Annotated in this window: 10 protein-coding genes; 7 read left to right on the top strand and 3 right to left on the bottom strand. The window is 73.4% G+C overall.

All coding sequences use genetic code 11. From position 1 onward, the window contains the following. Positions 1-172: 172 nt before the first annotated feature. Complete coding sequence (locus tag HCN52_RS13415) at positions 173-1,855, bottom strand: protein kinase domain-containing protein (RefSeq protein ID WP_168088668.1); 1,683 nt, start codon at positions 1,853-1,855, stop codon at positions 173-175. Between the two features lie 205 nt (positions 1,856-2,060). Here HCN52_RS13415 and HCN52_RS13410 point away from each other — a divergent pair, with 205 nt between their 5' ends. Continuing rightward, positions 2,061-4,127 (top strand): protein kinase domain-containing protein, encoded by a 2,067-nt coding sequence (locus HCN52_RS13410; RefSeq protein ID WP_312876682.1) that lies wholly within the window; start codon positions 2,061-2,063, stop codon positions 4,125-4,127. 486 nt (positions 4,128-4,613) lie between these two features. After that, the gene (locus HCN52_RS13405) at positions 4,614-5,891 is read left to right on the top strand and encodes a phosphotransferase (protein WP_312876681.1); all 1,278 of its coding nucleotides are present in this window, start codon (positions 4,614-4,616) and stop codon (positions 5,889-5,891) included. On the opposite strand, the gene HCN52_RS13400 is transcribed toward HCN52_RS13405, so the two are convergent. Both HCN52_RS13400 and HCN52_RS13395 read right to left on the bottom strand, forming a co-directional pair. Then, positions 5,881-6,462 carry a PNPOx family protein gene (locus HCN52_RS13400; protein ID WP_168088666.1) on the bottom strand — a complete coding sequence of 194 codons (582 nt, stop codon included), beginning with the start codon at positions 6,460-6,462 and terminating at the stop codon, positions 5,881-5,883. The genes HCN52_RS13405 and HCN52_RS13400 overlap by 11 nt on opposite strands. Before the next feature lie 219 nt (positions 6,463-6,681). Next, positions 6,682-7,350, bottom strand: a complete 669-nt coding sequence (locus HCN52_RS13395) for a response regulator (RefSeq protein WP_167969246.1) — start codon at positions 7,348-7,350, stop codon at positions 6,682-6,684. 339 nt (positions 7,351-7,689) lie between these two features. Here HCN52_RS13395 and pdhA point away from each other — a divergent pair, with 339 nt between their 5' ends. The 5 genes from pdhA (at position 7,690) to HCN52_RS13370 (ending at position 15,360) form a co-directional block, all read left to right on the top strand. Next, positions 7,690-9,087, top strand: coding sequence for a pyruvate dehydrogenase (acetyl-transferring) E1 component subunit alpha (pdhA, locus tag HCN52_RS13390; RefSeq protein ID WP_168088665.1), 1,398 nt, complete (start codon positions 7,690-7,692; stop codon positions 9,085-9,087). Between the two features lies 1 nt (position 9,088). Further along, on the top strand, positions 9,089-10,072 hold the full coding sequence (locus HCN52_RS13385) for an alpha-ketoacid dehydrogenase subunit beta (protein ID WP_168088664.1): 984 nt from the start codon (positions 9,089-9,091) through the stop codon (positions 10,070-10,072). A 17-nt stretch (positions 10,073-10,089) separates the two neighbouring features. Continuing rightward, positions 10,090-11,562: a dihydrolipoamide acetyltransferase family protein gene (locus tag HCN52_RS25950; RefSeq protein WP_168088663.1), complete on the top strand. Its 1,473-nt coding sequence runs from the start codon at positions 10,090-10,092 to the stop codon at positions 11,560-11,562. A gap of 518 nt (positions 11,563-12,080) precedes the next feature. Next, positions 12,081-12,941 carry a hypothetical protein gene (locus tag HCN52_RS13375; RefSeq protein WP_168088662.1) on the top strand — a complete coding sequence of 287 codons (861 nt, stop codon included), beginning with the start codon at positions 12,081-12,083 and terminating at the stop codon, positions 12,939-12,941. A gap of 100 nt (positions 12,942-13,041) precedes the next feature. Then, entirely contained in the window at positions 13,042-15,360 is a 2,319-nt protein-coding gene (locus tag HCN52_RS13370) for a bifunctional serine/threonine-protein kinase/ABC transporter substrate-binding protein (RefSeq protein WP_168088661.1), read from the top strand. The last annotated feature ends 127 nt before the right edge of the window (positions 15,361-15,487 follow it).

Genomic DNA, 15,487 nt, shown 5'->3' with positions numbered 1-15,487 from the left:
GCCGTGCGCGACCACCGTGCGGCCCGGTCCGCGGAGTCGCGGCGCGTACATCGCGGTGCGGTCGGCCCGGACGGCTCGGCCCGGACGGCTCGGTGCGGCAGCGCCCTCGTGCTCACGCCCGCCGCGGCCCGGCCCCGGCGTCAGCCGGGGCGCAGCGGCCGGCGGCGACGGCTCAGCGCGTGGCTTCCTTGCCGGTGGAGACCGTCAGCACGATCTTCTCCTCCAGCGGGTTGTACGGCTCGTGCGCCTTGGGTGACTGGTCGACGACGATGCCCTGGCCCTTGATGACCTCGTCGCGCGGGACGTCGTTCTCGTAGTTCCAGGCGACGCCGTCCCCCTCGTACGCCTCGGTGCCGGCGCGCAGGCACTCCTTCACCGACGAGACGTGCTTGTCGTAGAAGTTGGGCATCGTCACCGCCCCGGGGTGCTCCTCCTGGTCGAAGTACTCCCGGGCCTCCACACAGAGCGACACGTCCACCGTCTTGTTGGTGTCGCCCTCCTTGAACCGGGGCTCCCGCTCGGGCTCCGGCTCGTCGCCCTCGTCCTCGTCCTCCGGTGCCGGCGCGCCGTCGTCCCCGGCGTCCGCGCCGGTGTCGGTCTCGGAGGTACCACCGCCGTCGGCCACGTCGTTGCCGCCGTCGTCATCGCTGCCGTTCACGACGACGAACGCGACCCCGACGATCAGGGCCACGGCCACGACGCCCGCGAGCGCCATGAGGAACGTCTTTCCGCCGTTTCCGCCGCCGCCGGAACCGCTTCCGGCGGCCGACTGCGCCGCCGGCGGCGCCATCACGTACGGCGGCGGGGTCTGCTGCGGGTAGCCGTACCCCTGCGGCGGCTGCGTCGGTCCGTAGCCGGCGGGTGGCGGGGTGCCGGGCGGGTTGGTGCCGTACTGCGGGAACACCGAGTTGGCGACCGCGTCGCCGCTGCGCGAGACGGGCCCCGTAGCGGTGATCCTCGGCGCCGCGCCGGTCAGGGTCCCGGCGACGCGCAGGCACTCCTCACGCAGCTGCTCCGCGCTCTGGAAGCGCTCGTCCGGGTTCTTGCGCAGCATCCGTTCGACCAGCGCGTCCAGCTGCGGCGGGACCGAGGCGTTGATCGAGGACGGCGCGGGCGGCTGCTCCTGGACATGCGCGTAGGCGACGGCCAGCGGCGAGTCCGCGTCGAACGGGAGGTGGCCGGTCAGCAGCTCGAAGAGCATGATGCCGACGGAGTACAGGTCGGAGCGGGCGTCGACACCGCGGCCGAGGGCCTGCTCGGGGGAGAGGTACTGGGGGGTGCCCACCACCATGCCGGTCTGGGTCATCGCGGTGACCCCCGACTGCATGGCCCGGGCGATACCGAAGTCCATGACCTTCACGACATTGCGCTTGGTCACCATGACGTTGCCCGGCTTGATGTCGCGGTGGACCAGGCCCATCTCGTGGGAGATGTCGAGCGCCGCGCAGACGTCGGCGATGACCGTGAGCGCCTTGTCCCCGGGCATCGCGCCGAACTCGCGGATGTCGTCGTCGAGGACGCTGCGCAGCGGGCGGCCGTCGACGTACTCCATGACGATGAACGGCACCGGCAGGCCGTCGATGGTGTCCTCGCCGGTGTCGAAGACCGAGACGATGTTGGCGTGCGTGAGGCGCGCCACGGACTGGGCCTCGCGCTTGAAGCGCTCCCGGAACGACTCGTCCCGGCCGAGTTCCCCGTGCATCGTCTTGACGGCGACCTCGCGGGCGAGGACGGTGTCGTAGGCGAGGTTCACGGACGCCATGCCGCCGGTACCCAGGAGGGTGCGCAGTTGGTAGCGGCCTCCGCCGACGGCCCGGCCCGAGTAGTCAGCGGGCTCCACGGCGTGCTCGTTCATCGGTCGGCTCCCCCTTGGCTGCGTATTCAGCGCCAAGTCTGCCCCAGCGTATACGGGCGTCAAGGCGCTTGTCCGTACCGTGACCGGTGTGCTCGGGCTCTGTGACGGGACCGTCATACTCGTCTCGGGCCCGTGACCTCGACTTGGCAGCGCGACCCCACAACCGGTTTGATGGCGAAGCGAGACGCGACGACGGTGAGGACCGATGGCACAGGAGCACGGCGCTGCGGGCAACGGCGAGGACGAGCCGAAGGCGACCCGCGGCGACAGGTCTGCCTCCTCGGACAGCCCACGCGACGCGCGCCCGGCGGAGCGTGCCGACGCCCGTGACGGGAAGCCCGGACACGAGGACGGGACGTCCGGCGAGAGCGCGGCGCAGGACGGGACGGCGGCGGGTGACGGTACGGACCGTCCGGCCGCCGAGCCGTCCGCCGCCGGCGACGACGGTGGGCCCGACACCGCCGCCCTCGGCAGCACCATGAGTGACGCATCCCACCTCCCCGGTGGCGCGCCCCGCGGCGGTACCGTCGGCGTGACGCCGGTGGGCGCCCCGACCCCCTCCGGCGGCTCCGGTGGGCGCAGCTACGCCGAGTTGGCGGACGACCCCGCGCAGTGGGGCCGCGCGGGCACCGTCGGCGACGGCCGGTACCGGCTGACGCGCCGGCTGGGCCGGGGCGGCATGGCGGACGTGTTCGCCGCCGAGGACGTCCGGCTGGGACGCCTGGTCGCGGTGAAGCTGCTCCGCCCCGACCTGGCGGAGGACCAGGTCGCGAAGGCCCGTTTCACGCGCGAGGCCCAGTCGGTCGCCGGCCTCAACCACCACGCGGTGGTCGCGGTGTACGACTCCGGCGAGGAGGACACCGGCGGGGTCCACGGGACCGTCCCGTACATCGTGATGGAGCTGGTCACCGGCCACACCATCCGCGAACTGCTGATCAACGAGGACGCCCAGCCCACCGAGCGCGCGCTGTCGATCGTCTCCGGGGTGCTGGAGGCGCTGGCCTACAGCCACCAGCACGGCATCGTCCACCGCGACATCAAGCCCGCCAACGTGATCATCACCGAGACCGGTTCGGTCAAGGTGATGGACTTCGGCATCGCCCGCGCCCTGCACGGCGTGCAGTCGACGATGACGCAGACCGGCATGGTCATGGGCACCCCGCAGTACCTCTCGCCGGAGCAGGCGCTCGGCAAGGCCGTGGACACCCGCTCCGACCTGTACGCGGTCGGCTGCCTCCTCTACGAACTGCTCACCCAGCGGCCGCCGTTCACGGGCGAGACGCCGCTGTCGGTGGTGTACCAGCACGTCCAGGACCCGCCGCGGCTGCCCTCCGAGGTGTCGCAGCTGGCGCCGCCGGAGCTCAACGGGCTGGTGATGCGCTCGCTGGCGAAGGACCCGGACGACCGGTTCCAGACCGCCGAGGAGATGCGGTCGCTGATCCAGTACGCGGTCCGGATGCTGGAGACGCACGGCGGCCACACCGCCGGACTGTGGAACACCGGCGCCACCTCGCCGGAGACCCCCGCGATGGGGACGGCCGCCATGGGCACGGCGGTGATGAACACCCCGCCCCCCACCCAGGTCGGTCCGCCGCTGCTGCTCGGCAACCCGGGTGGTGACGACACCCCGCCGGGCGGGCGGCCGCCGGTCGACCCGACCACCAACCGGCTGCGGTACGTCCTGGTGGCGCTGCTGGTGGTCGCGGCGATCGTCATCGGCATCTTCATCGCCGTCAATGCCGGCAACGACGAGCCGGTCTCCCCGCCGGACCAGGGCGAGCCCGACACGACCCCCGAGGGCACGGACCCGCCCGACCCCGAGGACGAGGAGCCGGAGGAGGAGCCGGAGGACGATCCCGAGGACGCCCCCGAGCGGGACTGGAACGAGACCACCGGTTCCGGCACCAGCCCCCAGCCGGGCAACTCCTCCGGTTACCAGGGCGGCGGCACCTCCAACGGGAACTCCGACGGCACCGCCGAGGGCACCGCCGAGGGGGAGACCGACGGCACGACCGAGGGCGACACCGAGGGCGAGACCGAGGGTGCCCCCGGTGGTGAGACCGAGGGCGCGCCGGGCGGCGAGACCGAGGGTGCTCCCGGTGGTGAGACCGAGGGTGCGCCGGGCGGCGAGACCGACGGCGGCGGCGGGTCCGGCGACAGCGGCGGCACCACGCCCCCCGAGACGGGCGGTGGTGACACCGGCGACCAGGGCGGTGGCGACACCACCGATCCCGCTGGAGGGCTCCAGGGGCTCATCTCCGGTACTGGCTGAGGCAGTTCGGCCGATCCGGCAGGGCGCGGACAGCGGCCCGTGGCTACGTTGTGTAGCCACGGGCCGCTGTCATGTCCGCTGCTACATACCGTAGCCGCGGGGCGCCGTGTCGTCGGTGCGCCGCGACACCCGTGCAATTGCGGACGCTGTTCGAGGCGGCGATTCCCGGCCACCCCTGCCATCCCTGGGAGTGGACAACCGGAGGGCTGTACGAAGCGCGGCGGCGCCGGAAGTCGCCAGGTGGCACGCGGTGCCGCGTGATCCGCGGGGCCACCTGGACCGCCACCCCCGCGCCACCCCGCGCCGCCCTTTCGCGTGGCCGACAACCGCTCTTTATCATCCCGGACGGGTCGTGCGCACGCGAATGCAGAACGTAGCGGAATGTGATCTACGATGCGCCACGTGTCGCCCAGCCATGCATCCCCAGCCGCCCGAACCCTGCAACTCCTGACGCGCCGTTACGGAGTCGGGGAGCCCTTGTCCTGCGTGCCGCTGGACCGGGGACTGCTCAACCGCGGCTACCGCCTCGCGACCACGCGGGGTGCCTACTTCCTCAAGCACCACCTCGGCGGGGACCCGCAGACCGTGCTGCCGCTGGCCTCCCGGCACCGGGCCACCGCCGCCCTGGCCGACCGCGGCATCCCGGTGGTGCCGACGCTCGCCGACCGCAGCGGTGACAGCGCGGCGTTATTGGACGGGTGCTGCTTCGTTCTCCACCCATGGCTCGACGGCCACCACCGCGACGGCGGCGGACTCGACGTCGCCGGCTCCGACCGCCTCGGCGACCTCCTCGGACGCGTCCATCGCCAGCTGGAGCTGGTGATAAAGGAGGACCGGGCCGCCACGGCGGTGCCCGGGAACGCCCACCATCTCGCGCCCCTCGGGCCGCGTGCCCCCCTCGGGCCGCGCAACCACGACGCGGTCGCCGCCCGCGACCGTGCCGTCCCCGGCCCCGGGGCGGGCGCCGCGCCCGGTGCCACCCGCCGCGGCGAGGTGCACGCCGCCGCCACGGCACCGGCCCGCGCCGCACACCGGGCCGTCCCCGGCGGGCGCGGCCGCACCGCCCTCGGCAGCGGAGCCCACCGACTCCCGGGTCCCTGTCGCCCGGCGGCCCGACCGGAGCACGCCTCCGCCGCTGCCCCCGGCGGTGACCGTGTGCTGCCCAGCTCCCCGGGGACGGTGGGGGAGTCGGCACGCATCGAGGACACCTACGTGGTGATCGACCAGTTGCTGGCCCGCATCCGGCGCGCCCCCCGCCGCACCAGCTTCGACGAACTCGCCGAGCACCGGCTCCAGGAGCGGCGCGGCATGCTCCGCACCCACGCCCACCGCCGGCCCGGACCGGCGCAGGTGCCGGCGGCCGGGTGGGTCCACGGCGACTTCCACCCGCTGAACCTGATGTACGGCGAGGACTCCGTCGAGCCGCTCGCCATCATCGACTGGGACCGGTTGGCCATCCGGCCGCGCGCGGAGGAGGCGGTGCGGGCGGCGGCCATCTTCTTCCTCCGGCCGGACGGCACGCTGGACCTCGCCAAGGTGCGCGCCTACGCCCGGGCGTACCGGTCCGCCACCGAGGCCGACGGCGACGAACTCGCCGCGGCGACCCAGCGGGTGTGGTGGGAGCGGCTCAACGACTTCTGGATGCTGCGCTGGCACTACGAGCTGCGGGACCACCGGGCGGACCCGCAGTTCGCGGCCGCCGCTTCGCTGATCGTGTGGTGGACCCGGAACGCCGCCGCGGTCCGCGACGCGTTCAGCGGGTGACGGCCCCCGGTCGGTGGTCGGGCGCGGCCGCGGTGTCGTCCTCGGCGACCGGGGGCGTGGCCGTCCCCGCGGAACCGGTCTCCGTGTCCTCGCCGTCGGTGTCCGGCAGCCGCACGGTGGCGAGCATCGGGTCCAACCGTGCGTACAGCGTGCCGGGCGGATCGGCCGGTGGCGGGCCCTCCTCCGCCGGCTCGGCCGCGTCCTCGGCGCGCGGCGCCGGCACCGCGCCAGGCGCGAGCGCGGCGGGCGCGCTGCCGGTGCGGTCGAAGGCGGCGCGTTCGGCGTCGGTGGGGCGCACGGTGCTGACGGGTCCGACCACCTGCACGCCCGGCGCTGACTCGTCCCACTCGCCCTGCGGGTGGGCGTGGTAGGAGAGGACGGTGCCGTCCAGCACCCGGGCCTCGATCTGGGCGGCGGGTATGCGCAGCAGGACGCTGCCCCGGATGACGAGGTGCTGGGCGACGAGGACGAACGGCAGCGCCCGCCGGGTCACCGCGGCCCTGCCGTGCGTCGCACTCGGCAGCAGCCGCAGCGCCTCGGCGAGCTGGTCGGACGGGCGGTACGCGGGCATGACCCCACCCTGCCCGCCCGGAGCAGCCCACCGGGACCGGAAAAGTCCTCGATCGACGGACGATGGTCCCGGATCAATCAGGCTGTTGGGGCAACCGCCCCAGAACGGACATGCGGTCATCTGGGGCCAACCGGCCACGGTGGGCCAAACGGGGCGCATGCCCGGCACCCGGTGCCCGGCCCGGCGGCCCCGGCTCCTCGCGCCGATCGGCCCCCGGGCTCACTCCGCCCGGCGGGGGCGCTCCGCCTGCAGTCGGGCCACGTAGGCGGCCGCCTGCGAGCGGCGGGCCATGCCGAGCTTGGCCAGCAGGCTGGAGACGTAGTTCTTGATGGTCTTCTCGGCGAGGTGCAGCCGCTCGCCGATCGCGCGGTTGGTCAACCCCTCCCCGATGAGGTCGAGGATGCGTCGTTCCTGCTCGGTGAGGTGCGAGAGCCGATCGTCCTCCCGCCCGTCGCCGTCCCGGAGTCGCTCCAGGACCCGTTGGGTGGCGACCGGGTCGAGGAGGGACTTCCCGGCCGCCACGTCCCGGACGGCGGAAAGGAGTTCGGTACCCCGGATGGCCTTCAGGACGTACCCGGAGGCCCCCGCCATGATCGCGTCGAACAGGGCTTCGTCGTCCGCGTAGGAGGTCAGCATCAGGCAGGCGATCGACTCGTCGCGCGAGCGGACCTCCCGACACACTTCGACGCCGCTGCCGTCGGGCAGGCGCACGTCGAGCACCGCGACGTCGGGTCGGGCCGCGGGGATGCGCGTCAGCGCGTCGGCCGCGGTGCCCGCCTCGCCGACCACCTCGATGTCCTCCTCCAGGGAGAGCATCTCGTGAACGCCGCGTCGGACCACCTCGTGATCGTCGACCAGGAATACCGTGATTTTTCCGTCTTTCGGCACCTTGCCAGTGTCACACAGCGCGTGCCTCGCCGCCGCTCTTCCCGTAACCCGGTTGGCCGGGTTACGGTGCGCGTGTCCTTCGACGGCTTGCGAGGCTGTGACCAGCACCGTTCCCGACGCCGCGTCGAGGTACTTGGTCATCCAGGTATTTTCGCAGGTCAGGGGCGCTTATCTCGGCGCAGTTGCTATGGGTACCGTGCTCTGTAGCGGGCCATCGACGCGACAGACAGTCACGCTCGGTTCGTCCGCCGCGCACCCACCCCGTGCGCCGTACGGACCGGGCGAGCCGCACTGGCCCACCCGGAAGACCCCGGTGGCCGGACCGACGGAGGAGCACACGTGACCGTGGATAGCACTGCGCGCGCGACGACGCGCCGCAGCGGCGTCAAACGCACCACCAAGAAGACGGCCTCGGGTACGGAGGCGGCCGCGGCCGCGTCGTCCGAGGAGCGGTCCACCGGGGCGGGCGCAGCCGCGAAGTCGACGAGGACGGCCACCGGGAAGGCCCCCGCCAAGAAGGCCGCCAAACGCGCCCCGGCCGGGACGACCACCGCGAAGAAGACGGCGAAGAAGACCGCGAAGCGGACCCCGGCGAAGAAGACCGCGCCAGGGAAGACCGCGCCCGGGAGGACCGCCGCCACCGCCACCGGCGGCGCCGACCGCCCCGAGATGGTGCAGCTGCTGACCCCCGAGGGGTACCGCGTCGAGCACCCCGACTACGCCATCGACATCGGCGCAGACGAACTGCGCGGCCTCTACCGCGACATGGTGCTGACCCGCCGCTTCGACGCCGAGGCCACCGCCCTCCAGCGGCAGGGCGAACTCGGCCTGTGGCCCTCGCTCCTGGGGCAGGAGGCCGCACAGATCGGCTCCGGCCGCGCGCTGCGCCCCGACGACTACGTCTTCCCCACCTATCGCGAGCACGGCGTCGCCTGGTGCCGCGGGGTCGACCCGACCCAGCTCCTCGGCATGTTCCGCGGCGTGAACAACGGCGGTTGGGACCCCAACGGGAACAACTTCCACCTCTACACCATCGTCATCGGCTCGCAGGCACTGCATGCCACCGGCTACGCCATGGGCATCGCCAAGGACGGCGCCGACTCCGCCGTCCTCGCCTACTTCGGTGACGGCGCCACCAGTCAGGGCGACGTCGCGGAGTCCTTCACCTTCGCCGCCGTCTACAACGCGCCCGTGGTGTTCTTCTGCCAGAACAACCAGTGGGCGATCTCCGAGCCCACCGAGCGCCAGACCCGCGTGCCGCTGTACCAGCGCGCGCAGGGCTACGGCTTCCCCGGTGTCCGGGTCGACGGCAACGACGTCCTCGCCGTCCTCGCCGTGACCCGCGCCGCCGTCGAGCGCGCCCGCACCGGCGAGGGTCCCATGCTGGTCGAGGCGTTCACCTACCGGATGGGCGCCCACACCACCTCCGACGACCCCACCCGCTACCGCTCCGACGACGAGCGCGAGGCGTGGGAGGCGAAGGACCCGATCCTGCGGCTGCGCACCTACCTGGAGCGCGAACAGCTCGTCGACGACGCCTTCCTCGCCTCGATCGACGAGGAGAGCGACACCATGGCCAAGCGGGTCCGCGAGTCGATCCGCACCATGCCCGACCCGCCCGCGATGTCGATGTTCGACAACATCTACGCCGACGGCCACGCGCTCGTGGACGAGGAGCGCGCCCAGTACGCCGCGTACGCCGCCTCCTTCGCGGACACCGACGAGGAGGGCCGCTGACATGGCACCCGGTGAGAAGCTCCCCATCGCGAAGGCGATCAACAGCTCGCTGCGCAAGGCCCTGGAGAACGACCCGAAGGTCCTCGTCATGGGCGAGGACGTCGGCAAGCTCGGCGGCGTCTTCCGCGTCACCGACGGACTGCAGAAGGACTTCGGCGAGGACCGGGTCATCGACACCCCCCTCGCGGAGTCCGGCATCGTCGGCACCGCGATCGGCCTCGCGCTGCGCGGCTACCGGCCCGTCGTGGAGATCCAGTTCGACGGCTTCGTCTTCCCGGCGTACGACCAGATCGTCACCCAGCTCGCCAAGATGCACGCCCGCGCCCTCGGCAAGATCAAGCTACCGGTCGTCATCCGCATCCCCTACGCCGGCGGCATCGGCGCGGTGGAGCACCACAGCGAGTCCCCCGAGGCGCTGTTCGCACACGTCGCGGGCCTCAAGATCGTCACCCCGGCCAACTCCTCGGACGCCTACTGGATGCTCCAGCAGGCCATCGAGTGCGACGACCCGGTCATCTTCTTCGAGCCCAAGTCCCGCTACTGGGGCAAGGGCGAGGAGGTCGCCCAGGGCATCCCCGCCCCGCTGCACCGGGCCCGGGTCATCCGCGAGGGCACCGACCTGACCATCGCCTCCTACGGCCCGACCGTGCGCACCGCGCTCCAGGCCGCCGACGCCTCGGCGGAGGAGGGCCGCTCGGTCGAGGTGCTCGACCTGCGGTCGATCTCCCCGATCGACTTCGACACCATCCAGGCCTCGGTGGAGCGGACCGGGCGGCTCGTCGTGGTCCACGAGGCGCCGGTCTTCTTCGGTTCCGGTGCGGAGATCGCCGCCCGGATCACCGAGCGGTGCTTCTACCACCTGGAGGCGCCCGTGCTGCGCGTCGGCGGTTTCCACGCGCCGTACCCGCCGGCCCGCGTCGAGGAGGAGTACCTCCCCGGCCTGGACCGGGTGCTGGACGGTATCGACCGCGCCATGGCGTACTGAGAAGGCCGAGGAGAGTCATGACAGTGACCGCCGTACAGCGCGTCCGCGAGTTCAAGATGCCCGACGTCGGTGAGGGGCTGACCGAGGCCGAGATCCTCAAGTGGCTGGTCCGGCCCGGCGACACCGTCGCCGACGGTCAGATGGTCGTCGAGGTCGAGACCGCCAAGGCCGCCGTCGAACTGCCCATCCCCTACGACGGGGTCGTCGCCGAGGTCCGGTTCGAGGAGGGCACCACGGTCGACGTGGGCGCCGTCATCATCACCGTCGACACCGACCCGGGAGCCGGGGACCTTCCGACGGACGCCGCACCGCAGCCCGCCGCCGCGAGCCCGGCCGCCGAGGCATCCGCCGCGGCCGGCAGCGAGGACGAGGAGGAGGGCGGCAAGCGGCAGCCGGTGCTCGTCGGCTACGGCGTCGCCACCGGTACCGCCAAGCGCCGCCCGCGCAAGGCCGCCGCTGCGGCGGCGCCGGTCGAGACCGTCGCCGTTCCGGCGCCGGCCCCCGCCCCGGCGGCTCCGCCGGCCCCCGTCGCCCCCAACAGCTCGGTCAACGGCGCGGTCAACGGGGCCCACGGCGCCCGCCCGCTCGCCAAGCCGCCGGTCCGCAAACTGGCCAAGGACCTGGGCATCGACCTCGCGACGGTCCCGCCCACCGGCCCCGAGGGCACCGTCACCCGGGACGACGTCCACGCCGCCCACCGGGCGTCGGCCCCGGCGCCCGCCGCCGCACAGGGCGCCGACGCGACCGCGGCGTCCGCTCCGGCCGTGGAGCCGCAGAGCCTGACCGCGATCCGGGAGCGCCGGGTGCCGGTCAAGGGCGTCCGCAAGGCGACCGCCGCGGCGATGGTGCACAGCGCCTTCACCGCGCCGCACGTCACCGAGTTCGTCACGGTCGACGTCACCCGCACCGTGAAGCTGGTCGGCAAGCTGAAGGAGGACCCGGCGATGGAGGGGCTGCGGGTCAACCCGCTGCTGCTCGTCGCCAAGGCCCTCCTGGTCGCGATCCGCCGCAACCCGGAGGTCAACGCCTCCTGGGACGAGGCCAACCAGGAGATCGTCCAGAAGGACTACGTCAACCTGGGCATTGCCGCCGCCACCCCGCGCGGGCTGATCGTGCCGAACATCAAGGACGCCGGTTCCAAGACCCTCCCCGAACTGTCGCGTTCGCTCTCGGAGTTGGTCGCGACTGCGCGGGAGGGGCGCACCGCCCCAGCCGACATGCAGGGCGGCACGGTCACCATCACCAACGTCGGCGTCTTCGGCGTCGACACCGGCACGCCCATCCTCAACCCGGGGGAGTCCGCGATCCTCGCCTTCGGCGCGATCAAGGACCAGCCCTGGGTCCACAAGGGGAAGGTCAAGCCGCGCAAGGTCACGACCCTGGCGCTCTCCTTCGACCACCGCCTGGTCGACGGCGAGTTGGGCTCCAAGGTGCTGGCGGACACGGCGGCCGTCCTGGAGCACCCCAAGCGGCTGATCACCTGGTGCTGACGGGCCCGGACCGCTCGGCCGCCCCGGCGGGGTGACCGGCACACCGCGCTCCCGAGGGGGGCGGCGCACGATTCCCGTGCGCCGCCCCCCTCCGGCATTGTCGGCATCGCTCGCCCGGTGCTCGGCCAGTTCTGCCGGTGCTTGCCCGGCCCGGCGGCGTCGGTTTCGCGTCACCCACCCGTACCGGTCCGGCCGTCCCGCCACCCCGCCGCGCGGCGCCGACCACCGTGCCCCGGCATGATCCACCCGAGCGAATGTCACAGCTCCGACACCGTCGCGCAGTTGGAAAGAACCCCTGGGAACCCGGGGTCGGGTCATCAGCCCAGGTGAATGGGGTGGGCGATGGAATGATCCCCTCCGGAGCGGGCCGCACGTGGCGCTGCCGTGACGTGGCAGGCATCGACACGTGACAGCCGCTGCCTAGACTCGGTCACGAGGACCGGTAATCCTGGCGGTATCCAACCGGTCGGGACACAACATCGCCGCCTGCGGGGGTCGCGGGGCGAGGGGGGACGCGCATGTTTCGCACACGCAGTCTGGGCGTGGCAGCTGCCACGCTGGCCGTCCTGGCGGTGACCGCCTGCGGTTCCGGAGACTCCGACGGCGGCGACGCCGGCGGCAAGGGCGGCAGTGTCGACGCCGGCGAGAGGGAGGCCGAGGGCGACACCGACGAGGGGGACGACGCCGACCAGGTCGACGACGGGGAGGGCGACGGACCGGACGACGACACCGTCGGCGAGCTTCCCGACTCCTACGACTTCACCCCCGATCCCGACCGCGTCCCGCAGGACGCCGAGCGGGCCCGGGAACTGACCACCAACGCCCAACTGACGCCGGAGACCTGGCAGGAGGGCATGGTCGCCGCCGAACCCTTCGCCACCGCGGGGACCTTCACCCTCCTCGGCGACGACTGCGTCTGGGACCGCGGCGAACTGCCCGATACCGTCCTGGACTCGCTGACCCATCGCATCAACATCCCCGCCGCCGACGGCAAGGGGCTGGTCCAGACGGCGATCACCGTCACCGTCCACACCAGCGACGAGGACGCGGTCGCCGAGATGGACGCCGTGGTCCAGGAGAGCTTCCGCTGCCCCGACCAGGAACTCGGTGGCGGTCAGCGGCTCAGCGGTCTGCTGTCCATGCCGATGCCCGAGGACGACGTCCTGAACGCCGACGCCTCCATGTTCGAGGCCGGCCAGTTCTCCACCGACGCCGACCCGACCCCTCACGACTTCGTCTGGTCGAAGTCGCGGATCGGTCCGGTCACCGCGGCCGTCTCCGTCAAGGGCGCCGAGGGCTACGACGTCGTCGAGCTGCTCCAGGTCGCCGCCGAGGGCGCCGCCTGGGTCCTCTACAACATCGAACGCGAACTGTCGTGAACCACGGGCCCCACCGCCGCGCCCCGGGCGCCGAACACGCCCGCGGGCGCCGCGGCGGCCCCGCCCGGCCCGCCCGTCCCGCGCGGAGGACGTCCCGCTGATGCAGCCGCTGCACTCCTCCGACCCCACCTGGGTCGCCGACTACCGGGCGCTGGGGCGGCTCGGCGCCGGCGGCATGGGCATGGTGCTGCTCGGCCGGTCGCCCGGCGGCAGCCTCGCCGCCATCAAGCTGATCCGCACCGAGTACGCCGACGACCCCGCGTTCCGCACCCGCTTCCGGCGGGAGGTCGCCATCGCGCGGCGGGTGCGGAACCGGTGGGCGGTGCCCGTCGTCGCCGCCGACACCGAGGCGGCGGCTCCCTGGCTCGCCACCGAGTTCGTGCCCGGGCCCCCGCTCAACGAGGCGATCGCCGACCACGGCCCGTTCCCCGTGCCGAGCGTCCGCGCTCTCGGTGTGATGCTGGCCGAGGCGCTGGAGGCGGTGCACGAGGCCGGCCTGGTCCACCGCGACCTCAAGCCCGGCAACGTCCTCCTCGGGCTCGACGGCCCGCGCCTCATCGACTTCGGTATCGCCCGCGCGCTCGACGACACCGTCCTCACCGCCACCGACGTCGTCGTCGGCTCGCCCGGCTTCCTCTCGCCCGAGCAGGCGCAGGCCCGCACCGTGGGGCCGGCCAGCGATCTCTTCTCCCTGGGGTGCGTGCTGGCGTACGCCGCGACCGGCCGACGCCCGTTCGGCAGCGGACCGGTGGAGGCGATGCTGTTCCGCACCGTCTACGACGAGCCCGAACTCGCGGCGGTCCCCGAGCCGTTGCGGCCCGCGATCGAGGCGCTGCTCACCAAGGACCCCGACCAGCGGCTCACCGCCGCGGCGCTGCGCGCCCAGTGGGAGGGCGGAGCGGGAGGGGACGAGCCCGCACCGGACAGCTGGCTGCCCGCCCCCGTCACCCGGCTCATCTCCGACCGCTCCGCCGAGATGCTGGCGCTGCCGGCGGCCGACCCGACCGAGATCGCGGGCCCGCCCCCGGGCGGCGCCGACACGGGCCAGGCCGGCACCGCCGACAGCGCCGGCACCCCGTCCGGCGGCTTCGGCCCCCCGCTCTCCACCGGCGGATCGGGGCCCTACGCCCCCGGCAGCGGCACGTTCGGTCCGAGCGCCCCACCGCCCGGCACCCGCGCCCCCGCCGGGCCCCGCCGCCGTCAGGTGCTCCTCGGCGCGCTGGCCACCCTCGCCGTCATCGGCGCGGGGGCCGGCGCCACCGTGCTGTTCTCCGGGGACGACGACCCCGACGACCGGGCCGACGGCGGCGACACCGACACCGGGGGCGAAGGCCGCGGCCGGCCCGCCAACGACCGGCCGCAACTCGCCGTCGGCGTCCAGGCCGATCTCGAAGGCGACGGCGCCGACGTCGCCACCGCCCAGATCCGCGGCGCCGAGCTCGCCGTCGAGCATCTCAACGCGGACGGAGACCACCCCTTCCGCTACCGGCTGGCCACCGCTGACGACAGCGGCACCGCTGCGGGCGCCGCCGAGGCCGCCGCCGCGCTGATCGACGAGGCGGACCTGATCGGCGTGCTCGGCGCGGGCAGCCCCGCCGCGCTCAAGGCGTCCATCGACCCCTACGTCAAGGCGCGGCTGCCGCTGCTGACGGTCAGCGACGGCGCGACCATCCCCAAGGACTCCGTGTTCGCCTCCGCGCGCACCAGCGACCAGCTCCAGATGACCGGCGTGATGACCTACGTGACCCAGCACGACCAGGGCTCCACCGCCGTCGTGCACACCGGCAGCGAGTACAGCCGCGAGGTCACCCAGGTCATCCGCAACCTGCTGGCGCGCACCCAGACCGTCCACCCCGTCCAGCTCGACCCCACCGCCGCCGACCACCGGGCCACCGTCCGGGACCTCGTCTCCCGGCAGCCGGAGTGCATCATCTTCGGCGGTGACTGGGAGGAGCTGGTCCCGTTCGCGCAGGCGCTCGACGAGACCGGCTGGGACGGCTACCGCGTGGCCACGCACGACGCCTACGACGCGCGACTGCTGGAACGCGCCGGCAGCGCGGTCGAGGGCTGGGTCCTGGTTGCCGCGGTCGTCGACCCGACACAGTTCGAGGCGGCCGCGGAGTTCGTCGCCGCCTACACCGACCGGTTCGAGGAGTCGCCGCCGCCCTACGCGGCCGAGGCGTACGACGCCGTCCACGTGATCGCGGCCTGTGCGGCGGAGCTCCGCCAGGAAAGCGGCTTCAGCGCCGTCACCCGGCAGGACATCGTGCCGTCGATCCGGGAGACCCGCTACCGGGGGATCACCAAGACCTTCACCTTCGAACCGGCCGACGGGCGGTTCACCGGGAACGGCGCGTTCTTCTACCGGATCACGGACGGTGCCTTCGTGCTGCTCGGGACGGACGTGCCGCAGGAGTGACCCGCCACGCGGCGGGGCCGGCGGACGGCTGGTCGCGGCGGCCGGTGGTGCCGGCGACGGCGGCATCGGCACCAGTTCGGAACTGATCGTCGCCGCTGCGAGACGGGTCGACCGGGGCGCCGGGGTC

The sequence above is a fragment of the Streptomyces bohaiensis genome (assembly GCF_012033785.1).
GTDB lineage: Bacteria > Actinomycetota > Actinomycetes > Streptomycetales > Streptomycetaceae > Streptomyces > Streptomyces bohaiensis.
The sequence above is the reverse complement of the archived record's forward strand: the minus strand, read 5'-3'. Positions and strand labels throughout refer to the sequence as shown.

Excerpts from the sequence above, each read along its gene's own strand:
- HCN52_RS13415 (WP_168088668.1), bottom strand. The coding sequence starts at position 1,855 with ATGAACGAGCACGCCGTGGAGCCCGCTGACTACTCGGGCCGGGCCGTC.
- HCN52_RS13410 (WP_312876682.1), top strand. The coding sequence starts at position 2,061 with ATGGCACAGGAGCACGGCGCTGCGGGCAACGGCGAGGACGAGCCGAAG.
- HCN52_RS13400 (WP_168088666.1), bottom strand. The coding sequence starts at position 6,462 with ATGCCCGCGTACCGCCCGTCCGACCAGCTCGCCGAGGCGCTGCGGCTG.
- HCN52_RS13385 (WP_168088664.1), top strand. The coding sequence starts at position 9,089 with ATGGCACCCGGTGAGAAGCTCCCCATCGCGAAGGCGATCAACAGCTCG.
- HCN52_RS25950 (WP_168088663.1), top strand. The coding sequence starts at position 10,090 with ATGACAGTGACCGCCGTACAGCGCGTCCGCGAGTTCAAGATGCCCGAC.
- HCN52_RS13375 (WP_168088662.1), top strand. The coding sequence starts at position 12,081 with ATGTTTCGCACACGCAGTCTGGGCGTGGCAGCTGCCACGCTGGCCGTC.
- HCN52_RS13370 (WP_168088661.1), top strand. The coding sequence starts at position 13,042 with ATGCAGCCGCTGCACTCCTCCGACCCCACCTGGGTCGCCGACTACCGG.